The 15,188-nt window shown below is 41.9% G+C and carries 15 protein-coding genes; 8 read left to right on the plus strand and 7 right to left on the minus strand.

Annotation, left to right across the window (positions count from 1 at the left end):
- Positions 1-652 precede the first annotated feature (652 nt).
- The 3 genes from ACFO4L_RS17565 to ACFO4L_RS01045 all read right to left on the minus strand — a co-directional run bounded on the left by ACFO4L_RS17565 (position 653) and on the right by ACFO4L_RS01045 (position 2,234).
- Complete coding sequence (locus tag ACFO4L_RS17565; protein WP_465251173.1) at positions 653-805, minus strand: four-helix bundle copper-binding protein; 153 nt, start codon at positions 803-805, stop codon at positions 653-655.
- Positions 806-1,105: 300 nt separating this feature from the next.
- Entirely contained in the window at positions 1,106-1,954 is an 849-nt protein-coding gene (locus ACFO4L_RS01040) for a ferric reductase-like transmembrane domain-containing protein (RefSeq protein WP_168006055.1), read from the minus strand.
- Positions 1,955-2,069: 115 nt separating this feature from the next.
- A complete protein-coding gene (locus ACFO4L_RS01045; protein ID WP_168006057.1) occupies positions 2,070-2,234 on the minus strand; it encodes a hypothetical protein in 165 nt (54 codons plus the stop codon).
- Between the two features lie 583 nt (positions 2,235-2,817).
- On the opposite strand from ACFO4L_RS01045, the gene ACFO4L_RS01050 reads away from it, so the two are divergent.
- The 3 genes from ACFO4L_RS01050 (at position 2,818) to ACFO4L_RS01060 (ending at position 5,768) form a co-directional block, all read left to right on the plus strand.
- Complete coding sequence (locus tag ACFO4L_RS01050; RefSeq protein WP_168006059.1) at positions 2,818-3,462, plus strand: YdhK family protein; 645 nt, start codon at positions 2,818-2,820, stop codon at positions 3,460-3,462.
- Between the two features lie 507 nt (positions 3,463-3,969).
- Positions 3,970-4,830 (plus strand): prolipoprotein diacylglyceryl transferase, encoded by an 861-nt coding sequence (lgt, locus tag ACFO4L_RS01055; protein WP_168006061.1) that lies wholly within the window; start codon positions 3,970-3,972, stop codon positions 4,828-4,830.
- Positions 4,831-5,618: 788 nt separating this feature from the next.
- Complete coding sequence (locus tag ACFO4L_RS01060; protein WP_377907789.1) at positions 5,619-5,768, plus strand: hypothetical protein; 150 nt, start codon at positions 5,619-5,621, stop codon at positions 5,766-5,768.
- Positions 5,769-5,805: 37 nt separating this feature from the next.
- Here ACFO4L_RS01060 and ACFO4L_RS01065 read toward each other — a convergent pair whose 3' ends face one another.
- Positions 5,806-6,711 carry a F510_1955 family glycosylhydrolase gene (locus ACFO4L_RS01065; protein ID WP_377907790.1) on the minus strand — a complete coding sequence of 302 codons (906 nt, stop codon included), beginning with the start codon at positions 6,709-6,711 and terminating at the stop codon, positions 5,806-5,808.
- A gap of 489 nt (positions 6,712-7,200) precedes the next feature.
- On the opposite strand from ACFO4L_RS01065, the gene ACFO4L_RS01070 reads away from it, so the two are divergent.
- The 5 genes from ACFO4L_RS01070 to ACFO4L_RS01090 all read left to right on the plus strand — a co-directional run bounded on the left by ACFO4L_RS01070 (position 7,201) and on the right by ACFO4L_RS01090 (position 12,260).
- The gene (locus ACFO4L_RS01070; protein ID WP_377907791.1) at positions 7,201-8,451 is read left to right on the plus strand and encodes a cell wall-binding repeat-containing protein; all 1,251 of its coding nucleotides are present in this window, start codon (positions 7,201-7,203) and stop codon (positions 8,449-8,451) included.
- A gap of 312 nt (positions 8,452-8,763) precedes the next feature.
- Complete coding sequence (locus ACFO4L_RS01075; RefSeq protein ID WP_168006069.1) at positions 8,764-9,090, plus strand: four-helix bundle copper-binding protein; 327 nt, start codon at positions 8,764-8,766, stop codon at positions 9,088-9,090.
- Between the two features lie 401 nt (positions 9,091-9,491).
- On the plus strand, positions 9,492-9,770 hold the full coding sequence (locus tag ACFO4L_RS01080) for a DUF6414 family protein (RefSeq protein ID WP_440898475.1): 279 nt from the start codon (positions 9,492-9,494) through the stop codon (positions 9,768-9,770).
- Positions 9,771-9,815: 45 nt separating this feature from the next.
- Complete coding sequence (locus ACFO4L_RS01085; protein WP_377907793.1) at positions 9,816-10,445, plus strand: hypothetical protein; 630 nt, start codon at positions 9,816-9,818, stop codon at positions 10,443-10,445.
- Positions 10,446-11,315: 870 nt separating this feature from the next.
- Complete coding sequence (locus tag ACFO4L_RS01090) at positions 11,316-12,260, plus strand: DUF4349 domain-containing protein (RefSeq protein ID WP_377907794.1); 945 nt, start codon at positions 11,316-11,318, stop codon at positions 12,258-12,260.
- A 226-nt stretch (positions 12,261-12,486) separates the two neighbouring features.
- Here the strand turns inward: ACFO4L_RS01090 and ACFO4L_RS01095 are convergent, their stop codons facing one another.
- The 3 genes from ACFO4L_RS01095 to ACFO4L_RS01105 all read right to left on the minus strand — a co-directional run bounded on the left by ACFO4L_RS01095 (position 12,487) and on the right by ACFO4L_RS01105 (position 15,079).
- A complete protein-coding gene (locus ACFO4L_RS01095) occupies positions 12,487-12,801 on the minus strand; it encodes a hypothetical protein (RefSeq protein WP_377907795.1) in 315 nt (104 codons plus the stop codon).
- A 263-nt stretch (positions 12,802-13,064) separates the two neighbouring features.
- A complete protein-coding gene (locus ACFO4L_RS01100) occupies positions 13,065-14,117 on the minus strand; it encodes a homocysteine S-methyltransferase family protein (RefSeq protein WP_377907796.1) in 1,053 nt (350 codons plus the stop codon).
- Positions 14,118-14,344: 227 nt separating this feature from the next.
- A complete protein-coding gene (locus ACFO4L_RS01105) occupies positions 14,345-15,079 on the minus strand; it encodes a hypothetical protein (protein WP_377907797.1) in 735 nt (244 codons plus the stop codon).
- Between the last annotated feature and the right edge of the window lie 109 nt (positions 15,080-15,188).

Consider the following 15,188-nt stretch of genomic DNA (forward strand, 5'->3'; position numbering starts at 1 on the left):
GGGTTCACGAGTGGCATGGCAAAAAGCGCTGCCGTTTTATACATTTTTCTCTTGCCAAATACAGGTCTTCACTCTTATGCGTAACTTCGATAGAATATGAATATCTAATGAAAAAGCTGTCCATTATGTATACTGGACAGCTTCCTAGTAGAGGTTTTCTTTTATTAGCATGACCCAATAATTGAAATACCTTCTCATTTCAATGTTATCGTTGGGTCGCAACCATTGGTCATTGCTCAAAATCCTGAATCCGCTGAACACCTCCCAATCTGAATCTTTGGTTCGCTTTGTCGCAGAACAAGAGGGTCTCCTATACGTCAAAGCACCATTCCTGGATAAACCAAATTGCGTGCTGATTCCGTATCCTTGCTTATGATTTTTAATCGAAGAACTACATTTCACTTGGTACAATAGCCTTTAGAATGGCTGACGAGTATATTGATTACTATAAATAACGCCTTGCCAAGCCAATTCGAAGGAGGTTTAAAAGGGGACTATTGAAAAGAGGATGTTCTATTTAAGTCATAAGGCACTAGGAATTCAGCATGGCATGCCACTTCTTTTGCGGGTTATTTCTACTTCAGGCTATTTCTTTACCAGCAGCTGCACATTTTTTTACAGTGATCATGATTATGCTTCTTACTTTCATTGTCTATGCTTCGCAAATCTTCGCACAGGCTGCTTTTAAATCAGAAGTAAATGGTGCGTTCCTAGTTAACGCTTGTTCTAAAAATGCACAGATATCTGCACCTTCACAATTCAGACGCATACACTCTCCCATCATTTTTACCTCTTCTTCTGGCAAGCAGGCATCGAAACAATGATTACACGCCTCCCCACATGCAAAGTTTGAATCAATTTCTAATGCTGTTCATGAGCCATTTATAAATCCCTCCTATATAATTGTACCTGCCATATATCTTTTATAAATAAACTGATATATAGATCCCATAGAAACTGCACGAAATTTTAATATTAATGTGCAATTTTCTTTACTGTCTCGAATTTTGAGAGTTGCAGCGCTAGTGAAGCGGAAGTTACTAGCAGTTCGCTATTAAGAGAAGATTTTGCAGGGCACAAGGCTCTTCCAGACACACTATCTGATTCAAAGAATTTCCAAAGCAATGGTATCAAAATAGATCACGGCTACGAGAAGAAGTAGCATGGGCAAAATATATAGGAAAGAAACGCCAAGAACGAATCCTATTTGCACCCAGCTTTTTTGTTGCTGGTGGTTCCGATTTTGTAGAGTTTTTTTAGTGAATGCTGCAGCTTGCAAAACCACCACAGTTAAACCCATGCCTAGAAAAACGTATAAAAACCAGATCGGTGGATAGGGTATCCAGTCCGGAGGTGTCGTTTGAAAAAAATAAAACAAGTATAAGATACCTCGTAACATCACGATATAAAAAATCACATGAACAAGAGTTCTGTGAAGCCATTTCCAGGTTGAAACTCCGAGAAGTTGAATGGATTTGTCAAATGAGGTGGCGGCTAACAGAATGATCATAGGGGCTACAATCAAACCCATTATGTTCATGATGCCGACTTCTGGTCTCATGAGCACATAACTTCCGATTTCTTCTACGTATTGGAAGCCAAATAATACAGCAAGATCCCATTGGGCCCAGCGATCCAGGATAGCATAACCGTGTCCAGCCGAGAGAATGGCAAACCATATCCCTATTTCACGCCTCCATGAAAGGAAACGTGCAGCGGGTGGCCAAAGAACGGCAATTGGAGAAAGAATGAGCGTGATAAATAACAGTATAAAGGCGGCATGCGCCCATGCGCGCCAAAAAGGGTGATCTGCCCCCCAGTCAGGCCAGAGAGCAAGTTCCACCCCCCAGGAAGTATAAGAAAGATAAAATAAGTAAACGAGAAGCAAAGATGCAGTTCCTGAAACTATGTGACGGAATATCAGTTCTTTTTTGCGGTGAAGGGGGCGGCCCATAGGTTCACACTCCTGTAGAAAATTTTGTGATTGCTATTGTCTATGTTTTATTAAAGGAAAAGGAGCTGAAAATCTGCCGAAACTTATTTTTATAGAGAAACAAGTTTCAATTGTTTTACTCTTTTTCCTTTTCTTCCTGTTCTAGTTTTTTGTTCTGATTCTTTAATAGAATAACGATGAGCTGAGCAATGATAAATGCTACGCTCATCAGTGCGAATGTGTAAATATAATCTCCTTCTTCAAGGCTGGGTAAATGTACAATTGATTCAGTGATGCTCATGGTTCTCCTCCTTCTTTTCCTAAAATTCTTTCGTTATAATAAAATTTGTTTGTTAAGGATAACAAAAAACCATGAAGTTTTTATGAAGATTTCTCCGATTTTCGTCGTCGAATCGAGAGCGACATAATTGCCATAACTGCGCCCATTTTACTTAAAAACGGACGCTCACCTAAGCACCCGATGAGCGAAGGGAACACTCAGACTAACAGAACGTGTCCGACTTAAGTGTCGTGGAATATAAGGTTGATGAAACCCAATGAGCCTATGGGTTTAATTTTTATTCGGTCGATCTGAAGATCCTGCATTTGAACCTAGACAAGGTGCTGCGGGAGCTTCCCGCCTTTTGATCCCGGTTTTCTGCACGACGATCTAGCCTATATAAATGAATAACTAGACACCCAAGACCTAATTGGACGGGATAGACATATAATAGGTGTTCGGTAATCTCTACATAAAAATTTAATGCTTTTTTGAAACTATTTCCTTTCCCATCACTCCATACATTAATTTTTATCTTAACTTCATATAAATTTCACACCTTTAGACTATGCTGTTTAATAGTAAAGAAATTGGAGGTGAAAATATGAGGAAAAATAAAATGACATTAGGATCCCTTCCTTTGCTAGCGGCAGTTTTGTTAATGGGGTGCGCTGATGAAGAGTCTCCAATCAATGAGAGTGAGGAGCCTCAGAACTCTGAAACAGATGCAACTGGGGAAGAAGAAATGAATATGAACTCCGAGTCGAATTCTGAGGAAGAGATGAACCACTCAGAAATGGATCACTCAGCTGAAGAAATGTCTAGTTCCGGTGAAGTACCTGAAGGTCTGGAAGAGGCAGAAAATTCTACGTATGAAGTAGGAAGCCAAGCGATTATTCAAGCAGACCACATGCAGGGCATGACAGACGCTGAAGCAACAATATCCGGCGCCTTTGATACCACCGTTTATACGGTTTCGTATATACCTACAGACGGGGGAGAACCTGTAGAAGACCATAAATGGGTCATTCATGAAGAATTTGTAGATACAGAGTCAGCACCGCTGGATGCAGGTACTGAAGTCATACTCGATGCAGAGCATATGGAGGGTATGGATGGTGCAGAGGCCACTATTGACACAGCGGAAGAAACAACCGTATACATGGTGGATTTTGTTATGACAGATACTCAAGAAGAAGTCTCGAATCATAAATGGGTGACAGAAAGCGAATTAGCTGCTGGGGAATAGATTCAAATATTCTCAGCAATTAATATAATAGACTGAATAAAACAATCGCTCCTATAAAAAACGCTTTCGAAACTAAAAGGATCGAAAGCGTTTTTGATTCTGGGAGGAATACTGCGCTGCTTTAATCATTTAATTTATAAATTATATAAAGGAATTATCAATATCGTAATTCTATATATATCTATACCTCTTTTTAATATGATAGCCTAAAGCAAAACTATAAGAAATTCGACCAAATTGGAATAACATTAAGTGGCTCGAGCATTAGTACGCGAGTATAATATCGTAAATTTCATTAAAAATGGCTTATTTTCGATTATGTACAATTTTGGTGCAGCAATTTTGATAATCTTACAGGCAAAAGGAAGAATGAAGCAAAGCGATCTAGACATTTCGTCTTTCTTCAATAAATTTTCATAATAAAAGGAAGGATAGGTAGTAGCCTTCCTTTTATTATGAAATATGCTCAAATGAACAATAGACTGAAATAAGTAGAGGAGAGTAACGATGGTTGTCACTAATCAAATAATAGATCCAGTGGCATTTGATCTTGGACCAATCACTGTCCAATGGTATGGAATAATTATTATGCTTGGAGCAGTATTGGGCTATTTGATCGCGGCTAGTGAAGCAGATAAACGTGGCTTGCCGAAAGATACGCTCACTGATTTATTACTATATGCGATTCCCATTTCTATTGTATCGGCCCGCTTGTATTATGTGATTTTTCATTGGGAACATTACACTGGTGATTTAGGAAGAATACTTGCGGTTTGGGAAGGCGGTCTAGCCATTCATGGCGGGCTTATTGGTGCAGTGATTACTACTGTAGTATTCGCGAAAAGAAGAGGGTTATTGTTTTGGAAAATTGCCGATATTACCGCACCTGGTATTTTGCTCGGTCAAGCCATCGGGCGCTGGGGAAACTTTACGAACCAAGAAGCTCATGGAGGGGAAGTAAGTCGGGAATTTTTAGAAGGTTTACTGCTTCCTGAGTTTATCGTTAATCAAATGTTTATTGATGGTGTGTATTATCATCCAACATTTTTATATGAGTCGATTTGGAGTTTAATAGGGGTTGTCTTTCTACTATGGTTACGGAGCGTGAACTTACGTCGAGGAGAACTTTTCCTTACCTACGTCATTTGGTATTCCGTTGGACGTTTTTTTATCGAATCATTGAGAACCGATAGTTTAATGATATTTGATTTACGGACAGCGATGATGCTTTCAGTCGTTCTAGTCATTGTCGCAGTGGGTTTAATGGTATACCGTCGTAAAAAGGGATTATCGAAAATACGATATTTGGATGAAGAATCTTCGCAAACGAACAATCATTCAAAAGAGAAGAAAAAAATAAAGAAATAAAGCGCGGATTTTTTTGATTGGAACAGCTGCAGTCATTAATGCAGTGGTAAATACTAGAATATCGATTCACTTTCAATGAAATCAAATGCTATTCGCAAGGGTTATTATTTAATGGATTAGGGATTATCTTTGGAACAATTCATTTTAGAAGAACTTTTTAATAGAACACGCGTAAAGCGGCAATTAGGAGCAAAAACTGAAGAGCAGATGGTGGCTTCACTGGACGATCTCATTCCATAAATTTACCAGGAGATACTACATGAATAAAATAACCTGCGAATGTGGATGTCAAAATCCGTTTGGTACTTACTTATGTGAATCTTGCGGAAAACCAATCAAAGAGGATAACAAGCTTGCTAATATGAGTTAGGAGGGGACTAGCTCGATTTCCTATTTTTCCAGTGGAGAAGTCATCGTACCATCTGGCACTCGGATGACCACGATCTACAGGTAGCGAAACACCTTTAAAAGCAGCACTGGCTTCGGTTTAATGAGTGTGCGGCCACGAACCCCCACGTAAAGAAGAGAAGGGAATGGTCCGGTCGAGCTTCTCATCTTACTTCTGCAGTAGTTCCATTGTTTCCTAATTCCATGATATTTCCGTCTGCTTTTTCCTTATAGTAGTGTTTAGACTGGGAATAAACTTATTTGTTATGTAGGCCCCAGTGTTTTTAAAAATCCTTATAGAAATTTAGTTTTTAGGAGGAGCTCTTGGTCTCCTCCTATGTTTATTTCAGAAAAATGAGCAAAGTTCTAAACTATTTAAATTTGATAATAGGAGGGGAAAAATGAGTGTAGCAGAATCAATCGTACATCTTCCAAGTTGGGAGGATGGGGGGTACGGATATACTTTTTTTATACTTGCAGTGATGTGGTCTTTAGCTTTTATTGTTATAAATTTGTTGAAAAAATCCGAAAAAAAAAACAAAGGAAGTTAGAAAAAGAATTGTACGTGGAAGAAAGTAAAAGAAGGGATTAGGGAGCTATGGGCTCCCCTTTATCAATCCAAATTTCCCAAGAGGCTCCTCCATCAAAAGAAAGATAGAGGGAATCCTCAGTTCCTCCCGCAGCAATGGTGTCTCCATGTCTATCAAATGCAATAATAGGTTCATCGGGTAGTGCCATGTCATATGCTTCCAACGTCTCTCCTAAGTCTTCTGTATAAAACCAACCTTCCTGCTCTCCCACGCCATAAACTAAATGACCATCGTCATAAGGAGTACTACTTAAAGCAGTCGTTTCTTGTTGTATATGCTCCCAGGATCCCCCACCATCTTCAGAGCGGTAGATTCCATACGGGGAAGCAGCAGCCAGAACTTCAGAATCCTCCGCATCTGCAAATATTTCTAAGATTTCCTGGTCATTAAAATCTTCTTCATTTACTATTGTCCACTCCTGGCCGGCATCTCTTGATGAATAAAGATGTCCATTGTAAGCGTCAAACCCATAAAGAATGGAAGCATCTGCGGGACTTTCAACAAGGTGATGAAAATCAACCTCTTCATAAAGTACATCTACTTCCCACGATTCTCCCGCGTCTTCACTGCGCATAGCGCCTAAAGGATTACCTAAGTCAGAGGCAGGGGACGGATGGCCACTACTAATAAAGACTCCATCCTCTAAAATAGTAAGTCCCATAAAATCGTGGCGTTCTTCTGGAGACCCCTCCCAAACCATCGTTTGATTATCAATATTTACATGCAGAAGGCCGTGGTGCGTACCGATATATGGATCTCCATTTCCGGACGTATGAAAAGATATATCATGCATATGCATGATTTCTTCTGCTTCTTCTCGTGCTTCTTGCTCTGCATCAGTGCTGCAAGCGGTGGTTACAAAAGCAATCGTAACCGCTAGAATAGAAATATTCTTATTTGACAAGTTGCTCATCTCCTTACAAATTTTCTATGTTACTCTATTCAATCATTATGCAATCTAAATATGAAGAATGTATGAAAGCAGTATTCTCCAAGTTTATTTTTTCTTTTACATAAGGAGTTTTCTCTTTTTAAAGCGAAAAACAAGATCTCCCAGTAGGAGAAGCTAAATGCTCGTTTTGATTCCTGGTTAATCGTATGCTATAGAAAGAAGTGTAACTGGTAAGGTATCTATAAAAACGAGCAATAATATCTGTTCCATTCTAGGTTATAGGATTAAATAACCTTATTCAAAAATAAAAATTCATAGTTTCTTCAAATTTATTTTTTATACTAATGGCAGGACGAAATTTTAAAAAGATATAGAAGAAAGGGAGTAATAAAAATGAATAGGAAAAAATCAACGATTTCTGGAGTGGTGCTGGTTTCTTCTGCTTTGTTGCTAGCAGCTTGCAATGAAAGTGAGGAAAATACTTCAGCAAATGAGAATAACATGAACCAAATCAATGAGGAAAATATGAATGAAAATGACATGAACGATGGGGACATGGATCACAATAACATGAATGAGAACAATATGAATCATCATGACATGAATGATGAGAACATGGATCAGGAAACGAATGAGGCAAGAGAAGACTTTGAGGAGGAAGCAGCAGAACTTCCTGAGGATTTTAATGAAGGAGCGAATGAAAATCTGCAGACGCTGAATACGAAAAACGTTACGAGACTGGATGCCTCCAGCATAGAAGAAATGACAGTTACGGCAGCGCAAACGATCTGGCCGGCGACGCATGAAGCAAATCAGCCGGGAGCGGTTATTCTGGCTGATGCCGCAGAGTGGCAGCACGCACTTGCAGCTTTAACGCTCGTTCACCACCCAAATGATGGTCCGCTCCTCTTAATGGAAGATGGGTTAACGGAAGAATTAATAAGTGAAATCGAACGACTCAATCCTCTGGGGAATGAAGAGGGGATAGAGGTCCTTGCAGCAGCAGAACTTACAAGTGAGGAAGAAGAATTACTGGAAGGTTTTGAAGTACACAGTATTTATGAGGAAGATCCTGCTGAATTTGCAGGAGAAGTAGAAAATCAGTACGCAGAAACCATTGGAGAATTGCCGGAGAGTGTGATCATTGGTTCCATGGAAGAGGAGCATCAGGCTTCTTCTTTGCTCGCTGGAAGCTGGATCGCTCACATGGACGAATCTCTGCTTTATGTGAACGAAGAAATTCCGGAAGCGACAGCAGAAGCCTTGGAAGCAAGAGAGGGAGAAGCGAATATATATCTGCTTGGAAATGAGGAAGCTATCTCCGAGGAAATAGCAGAAGAGCTTCAAGAATATGGTAATGTTGAAAGAGTCGAAGGAGAGACGCCAGTAGAGCTTTCTATTGCCTTTGCTTCGTACCAGGATGATAACTTCGGATGGGGAATTGACGAACCGGGTCATGGGCTTGTGTTTGCATCTCCGGAAGAATCAGGTATGGTACTACCAGGTTTACCGCTCGCTCATTTAGGAAAGCACGCGCCACTGATATGGGTGGAGGAGGATGAACTTGAACAAGCGCACGCCGATTACCTGGCCCAATTAAAACCTTCTTTCGAAGAGGTTCCAATGGAAGGACCTTATAATCATGCTTATATTTTAGGAAATGAAGATACGATTTCTTATCAAAATCAAGGGATTATTGATCAAAAGCTTGAAATTGAAGCACTTGGTGACGGAGGGCATGGGGGACACTAATCCTCTGCTGCAATTACTTCCACCAGCTTCTTTACAAAATACACGGGCTATCGTCCTTCTACTTTACACACAGAAGGCAATTTCTTGATAAGAGAAGAAGAGAGCAAGAATTCGATTTGATTTTACTGCATATAATGATGCCGGTGAAAGACGAATGGTCATTACTAAAAGAAACAAAAATGATTTAACAAGCGACGCCAGTGATTATACTGATAGTATTCGGCAATACAGAATAACAGGAATATCTTCAGTGTTTGAAATACACGCGAGTGGGAAGAGAAAGATAACTTTAAATGGAAGGGAGTTTTACACATGGCACACGATCGTCACGAAGAACTTCTACAGGCATTACATGAATGTATGGAAGCGTGTAATCATTGTTTTGATGCATGTCTTCAAGAAGACAACGTAAAAATGATGGCAGAGTGCATCCGATTAGATCGGGAATGCGCGGACTTATGCGGATACTTGGAGCAAGCGATTTCAAGAAATAGTCTTTATGTAGCGGATTTAGCCTCGCTTTGTGCTAAGATTTGTGAAGACTGTGGGAATGAATGTAAGAAACATGATCACGAGCATTGTCAACGCTGCGCAGAAGCATGCTTTAAATGTGCAGAAATTTGTAAAAAAGCTGCGTAACCAAAGGAATCTCAAATGATCTTACCTAGCTGTGAACTCCTCACAGCTAGGTTTTTTAAGTGTGCTACATTGAAACTAAAGGAAAGAACGTAAACTTTAACCTCATTCCTAACCCTGCTTCTACAAATTATCCGGTTCTTTTCATACTTTCTTCATGTTTTTCTTATACATTGATAGATATATTGGATTATTTTAAAAAGATGAAAATAAATATTTTATCATTAAGAAAGGAGTATGCATTTTACTCAATTGTATGACTTAGAGAAGCAAGCTAGATTAATCGGATCGGCTGGAGCCACCTTAAGAGCAATAGATCCAGAAGAAGTTACTGAACTACTAACTCAAATAGACCAAGTAAAAGAACTACAGGAAAAAACGGGGTCCCTATAAAATTTGAAACTTTGGATGGGAATTATAAGTTTGTCAGTTATCTCAACAAAAAATATTTAGTTAAGGATCAAAACGAAGCAGTGGGTACGGAATATAAAATGCTTTGCAAAATTGAGAAAGTGATTCCAAAAGGTCACAAGTTTGATTTATTCGACCTTGAAGAACTGGAAAAAAAATTATTAACTCGAAAACAAAGAAGGAGTAAAAAATCAGAAGGCTTGCCAAACGAGTTTAAAGAAAATGTGAAGGGCCCGGCTGCTATTGTTATGCCCATAGCTATTTATAGATAAATAAATTGTTCAAGCAAAATTTTAATAAAGAGAGTAGGGAAATAGATGGCTAATCGTGATCAAAGTGAGTTTATTAGAATACTTCAAAAACATGGAAAAAGACTAAAACGTAGTGCAAATCTTTTTGATCAAGGAGAAATTGATGAATTCAGCCAAATGGCATTATCTTTACGTATTTTGTTACACGATGCCTTGAAGTCGTGCTCTGCTCTTTACCAATTAGATTTAGAGAATAGACAATTTATTGATTCTGCTATTCATGAATATGAAAATTCTAATATGTTAATTGATGACGAACCGCTGTTTTATAAAACTATAGAGATAGATGGAGTAAAACTGTTTCCCAATTGTACTGATGACTCACTTAAGTTATCAGAGCAAAAAAAGATTTTTAGTGATTGGTTCCACCAAAAAGTATTACAACTAGAAACTGGAGGTAAGTATACGAGGAAAGGTTTAATTCTTGAAGTTGCAAATAAAGTTGGTGGAGCCCATGAAGACGCTACTTTATCAAACAAGTATAGGAGGCTTACACGAGAAGAAGGTTTAGGAGAAACTTTTGCACGAAATGATGGTCCCGCTCAACCTGTACTGGAAAACGAAGCTTTCACGATAAGACAGATAGCTTATGAAGTGATAAAAACTCTAGAAAAGGATTACGATTTAAACTCTTAAAATAATGTTAGAGCATAAGGAAAATTTGTCCCCAAATGGATGGGCAGTCCGGCAACACCGAAACGAAAACGGCGTCCTGGTGTAAACACGAACCAACTTGTATCATTGGATCATTCCGAAACGGGTGTGCGAAGAGCCGATCCTGCTAAGGGGTATTGTCCACTTTTCAACCTAGAAAGGGAAACGGTCGTAGTCATACAAGTTTTTCGGAAAGACATCGAAGACACCGGATGGAAAAACAAAAAAGTGATCAAGGTGCTCGAATGAGCTCTGGAGAACAATGCTCAGGAATCGTAACATCCCCGTATCCCACTGTTGTTAATCATTCGGATGATTGAAAAATATCATATCATGATACAACAAGGGTTACCGCTAACATTTCAACGAAATTATACGCTATGCTAATATTTGGATCATAAAAGCCGAATTCACCTTCGCTAAGGAGATTCGACTTTTAAGGTTGTAGATCTACAAAATAAAGTCTCGTTTCATGAGAGTTTATAAGTTGTTCTTATATCGGAGCATTTTTAGGAAAATGCGTATTTACAACGCTAAGACTATTTTATTGGCGGTTACCCTTAATAAGGTCTACTATTGAGTTAACATAATCCCACTTATACGAACCTCAAACCAGCTGCGCTTAAAAAGCAGCTAGTTTTTATTCAAGTTATTCATTTGACCTTACCTGCTTCATTTATTCCTCTACGCAAATACTTATCCAGTAGAATGTTGCTCTCTATTAATTGTGATGAATTGCTCTCTAATTTAGGATTTACACTAGCTCACTAAGACTCACCTCCATTATTTGTAACTTACCCTGCTATTTTTATGACTAATATGGTAAGAAGACACAGAATGGGGGTTTTTCTTTTGCGAAGAAAACAGCTTGTGTTTTTCCTTCTTATGACAGCGGTGCTGGTCATTCTGGGTGCGTGCATGAATCAGGCGGATGATAATCAGGCTTCTGATAATCGGAATACCGAAGATACTGTGGATGATGGCGGCGGTCTTGTGGAATCCAACGAAGAAGCAGCGAATGCCCCGGCGGAAGAGGACGCGGATCAGGAAGCGTTTCCGGAGAGCGAGGAAGCACCGACTGCCGATCAGACGGGACAGATGGTGATTTATAATGGAGAGATTTCCGTCGAAGTGAATGATTTTGACACGATGCAGGCTGCCATTCAGGAGCAGGTCGATGCGAGGGGCGGATATGTAGTCGAGTCCAATGTCGAGCAGGCAGGAGAAAACGAAGAGCGCAGCGGCCGCATGGTGGTCCGGATTCCGCACGAGGATTTCCATCCATTTTTGCAGGAGCTGGAGTCTGCAAGTGCGACAGTACTGGAACGTTCCACGAGCGGCAATGATGTATCGGAAGAGTACGTCGATCTGGAATCCGAACTTCGTGCCCAGGAAGCGGTGGAGGAGCGGCTGCTGAGCTTTCTGGAAGATGCGGAGACGACGGAGGATCTGCTTGCCATTTCTCAGGATTTGGACGAGGTGCAGAGTGAAATCGAACGCGTTACCGGCAGAATGAACTATCTGGAAAATCAAGTTGCCTATTCGACGGTAACGATTCAGATACAGGAACGTGCAGTGCAACTGGATCAGCTACAGGATCAGGAATCGCTGAATACGTTTGAGCGAGCGCAGAGCCTGTTTATGACGACCGTCAACTTCCTGCTTTCGGCTTTCTCTGGCGTGACTGTCTTCCTTATCGGATTATCACCGATGCTCGTCCCGCTTGCACTGATTGCAGGCGTGATTTACTGGGCTGCTCGTCGCACGAAAAAGAAGAAGCAGGTTAATCAGGAATAAGAATGAAAGCAGCCCCGTTCATTAACCGGACGGGGCTGCTGTTTTTCGGTAAGGGATTTGCTGCATTGATCTGTGCTCCCTTGAGAAAGCCTGATCCTCTTTACCTCATCCGACCACTTTGCAGCAGTAAATTCAAATCAGGAGACATTTGTACGACCCTTCATCCAGCAGCAGCTGAAAAGCGGCTGGATAATGTTTGCGTTATTCAAGGGATTTCAATCTTCACTCAACGAAAATACATATCTAATGGGATGACGCTAAGTGTGAGTAACACCATGCCGACGAAGTAGGGGTTGAGTGCGGCCGGGTAATCGCGTTTTTGAGTTTTAATATCGTCTACAGTGGACATCGAGTGAACCGCACTGCCTGCCATCATGGCACCGTTACCTCCGCCGATGCAAATCAATGCCATAATGGAGCCACCGACAAACATGATATTCTGCCAGGCAAAGTCCGTCATGTACCAGACGCCAGTTAATATCAAGGCGCCAACTGCCATCGTGGAAACCATTCGAATAAAATAGCCGAGCATGTCCATCACCTCTGTTTCACTTGTACTAGTTGCTTATCTCTATTTCTATACGCATCAATCACAAAGTAAGTTCCCATTTTTTCACTAATTATCCAGCCGGTGTGAGGTTGTCGATGGAAATACGAACGCTGTAAGCAGGTGAGGGGATTAGTCGACGGCTTTTCCATTTAACATAACTGCGTATCTTTTAAGTCCAAGCTCCTTCAGCTTGGTCTAATAAAGCCTATCAAAAAATCAGCCTCCCGATTCGATCGGAAGGCTGGTGGTTTTCGTTATGCTTTATTGCGGTAGTCCAGGTTCTGTTTGTTAAGCGTTTCGTCTTTCCCGAAGAGGAAGTGCTTCTCCATGTCCGGGGAATACTTGGAGTTAATCGCTTCCTGGCTTGCGGCTTCTGCTACTTCCCGCAGCATCGCTGGTGAAGCACCGCAGCATAGGCCGATATAGTTGATGCCAAGATCCTTGGCTTCCTTCGCCCAAGCCGCAATTTCGTAGCGGTTGTGGTAAAGCGGGTCGAGCGACGTCGGGAAGGTCGTTTCCGTTGGCAGGTGGCAGCTGCAGCCGCCGTCCGGCAGGTTGAAAAACGTCGGGTGCTCCTCGGTTGTGCGGTACGGCACCGGTAGACCGGCAACATACCCGTCAACCTCGCTGCGGATCTTCTCGAGGTACGGCTGCATCGTATTCGGTCCGCGGAAGCAGTTCATGCCGACGACGAGCGCACCTTTTTCGGAAAGCAGGCGGCACGATTCCTCAACCGTATACCCGTCACGCAGGATGTTTTCTCCCATGAGACCCATCGTAATCACGGCCGGAAGCCCCTGCTTTTGAATTTCCTCGAGCGCGACGACGGCTTCCGCATGGTAGTAGAACGTTTCGCCGTTCACATAGTCGACGCCTTCTTCTTTACACCAGCTGATCATCTCGGCGAACATGCTCCGCACTTTATCAACGGATTCCTGATCATCCGGGTCAAAGATGTTCGTGTTGGAAATGTTTCCGGCAACGAGCGCCTCTTCGGTCGGATGCTCCTTGGCGACTTCTTTTGCGAGGCGGATCGCCTGCCGATTGAGCGGCTCCAGCACATCCTCCTTGCCGATAATCCGCATTTTCTCCCGGTGGGCGTTGTACGTAAACGCGAGAACGACGTCTGAGCCGGCGTTCATAAAGTCGCGGTACGTCTGCTTCAGTGCATCTGGATTCTCCAGTGCGACCTCCGGCACAAAGGAGCCGGCCTGCAGATAACCTCTTCGCTCCAGTTCAAATAAATATCCTTCTCCAGCTACGACGGTCCCGTCCTGCAGCCGTTGTTCCAGGCTTCGCTTTGCCATGTGCATTCCCTCATTTCTATACTCGTTCCATAATTGTAATGATCTCCACATACCTGATCGAGATAATGGGATATCCCGCACTTTACAACGCACACATCGGATTGTCAAGAAAGGTGACAGAAGGTTCAATGACCCCATGTAGAGAAGGCGTTATCACTGTTTCATGAGAAAGACAAACAAGCCGCCACATGGTCAGTGGCGGCTTGCGTTTTTGAAAGAACGTAGATTTAATTATTCGACTTTTGCCGGGCCGGGCGCTTGATCGCCGGGACAAAATCCTGGAACAAGGTGTCGACCAGCTGATTGTCAGGTGTACGTAAATGCGATATGTCCGAGCTGCTGAAGTAAAGCGTGCGCTGAATCAGCGTATCCAGTTGATCGAGACGTTCATCGATCAGCTCCTTTAAGTCAGCTGCGCTTTCGGCTCGAAGCTTGGAATCTGATTCAATCGTATTCAGGTGGAATCCCTGCCATTTCGTGCGGATCGTCGCTGTGAACGTGCTGTCTTTTTCCAAAGACCAGATGTCGTAGCTGACATAAGCGCGGTGCACCGTTTCTTTCTCTGCCAGCGTACTATCAGTCGCAGCAGAAGATCGTTCCACTGTATGTTCAGGTAAGTGTTCATAAAAATAAGACGTGATGCGTGGGTGGATATGCTTTTCAACGGCCTTTCTTCGCTTCACGAGGGAGTAGAAGAGATACGCCGAGACAGCTGCACCGACTACCAGGATGGCGCTGATCCCCATCGAAAGACTTACTGTAGAAGGGGAGGCTGTAATAAAGGCTGTTCCTTTTTGCTGGGCATGGTCTGCGTACAGGCTGCCGGAAAGGAAGATTCCAATCGCCGCTCCGTAAATGAAGAAACCAAGAACGATAGCGTTAATCGTTTCGACCTGCTTTAAGCGCTGTAAATGGCGCAGTACATGTTTGGTATCTGCAAATTCGCGATTGGAATGATTCATGCGAGTCATCCTTTCTGATTTGGGAGATTGTGGTCAACTTCCGTTTGCAGATACATAGAGTGTACCATTTTTTCATATTTCACGCTCCTGTCCCGATTTGTCAGTTTAT

The organism is Bacillus daqingensis, assembly GCF_042654445.1.
Classification (GTDB): Bacteria; Bacillota; Bacilli; order Bacillales; family Salisediminibacteriaceae; genus Alkalicoccus; species Alkalicoccus luteus.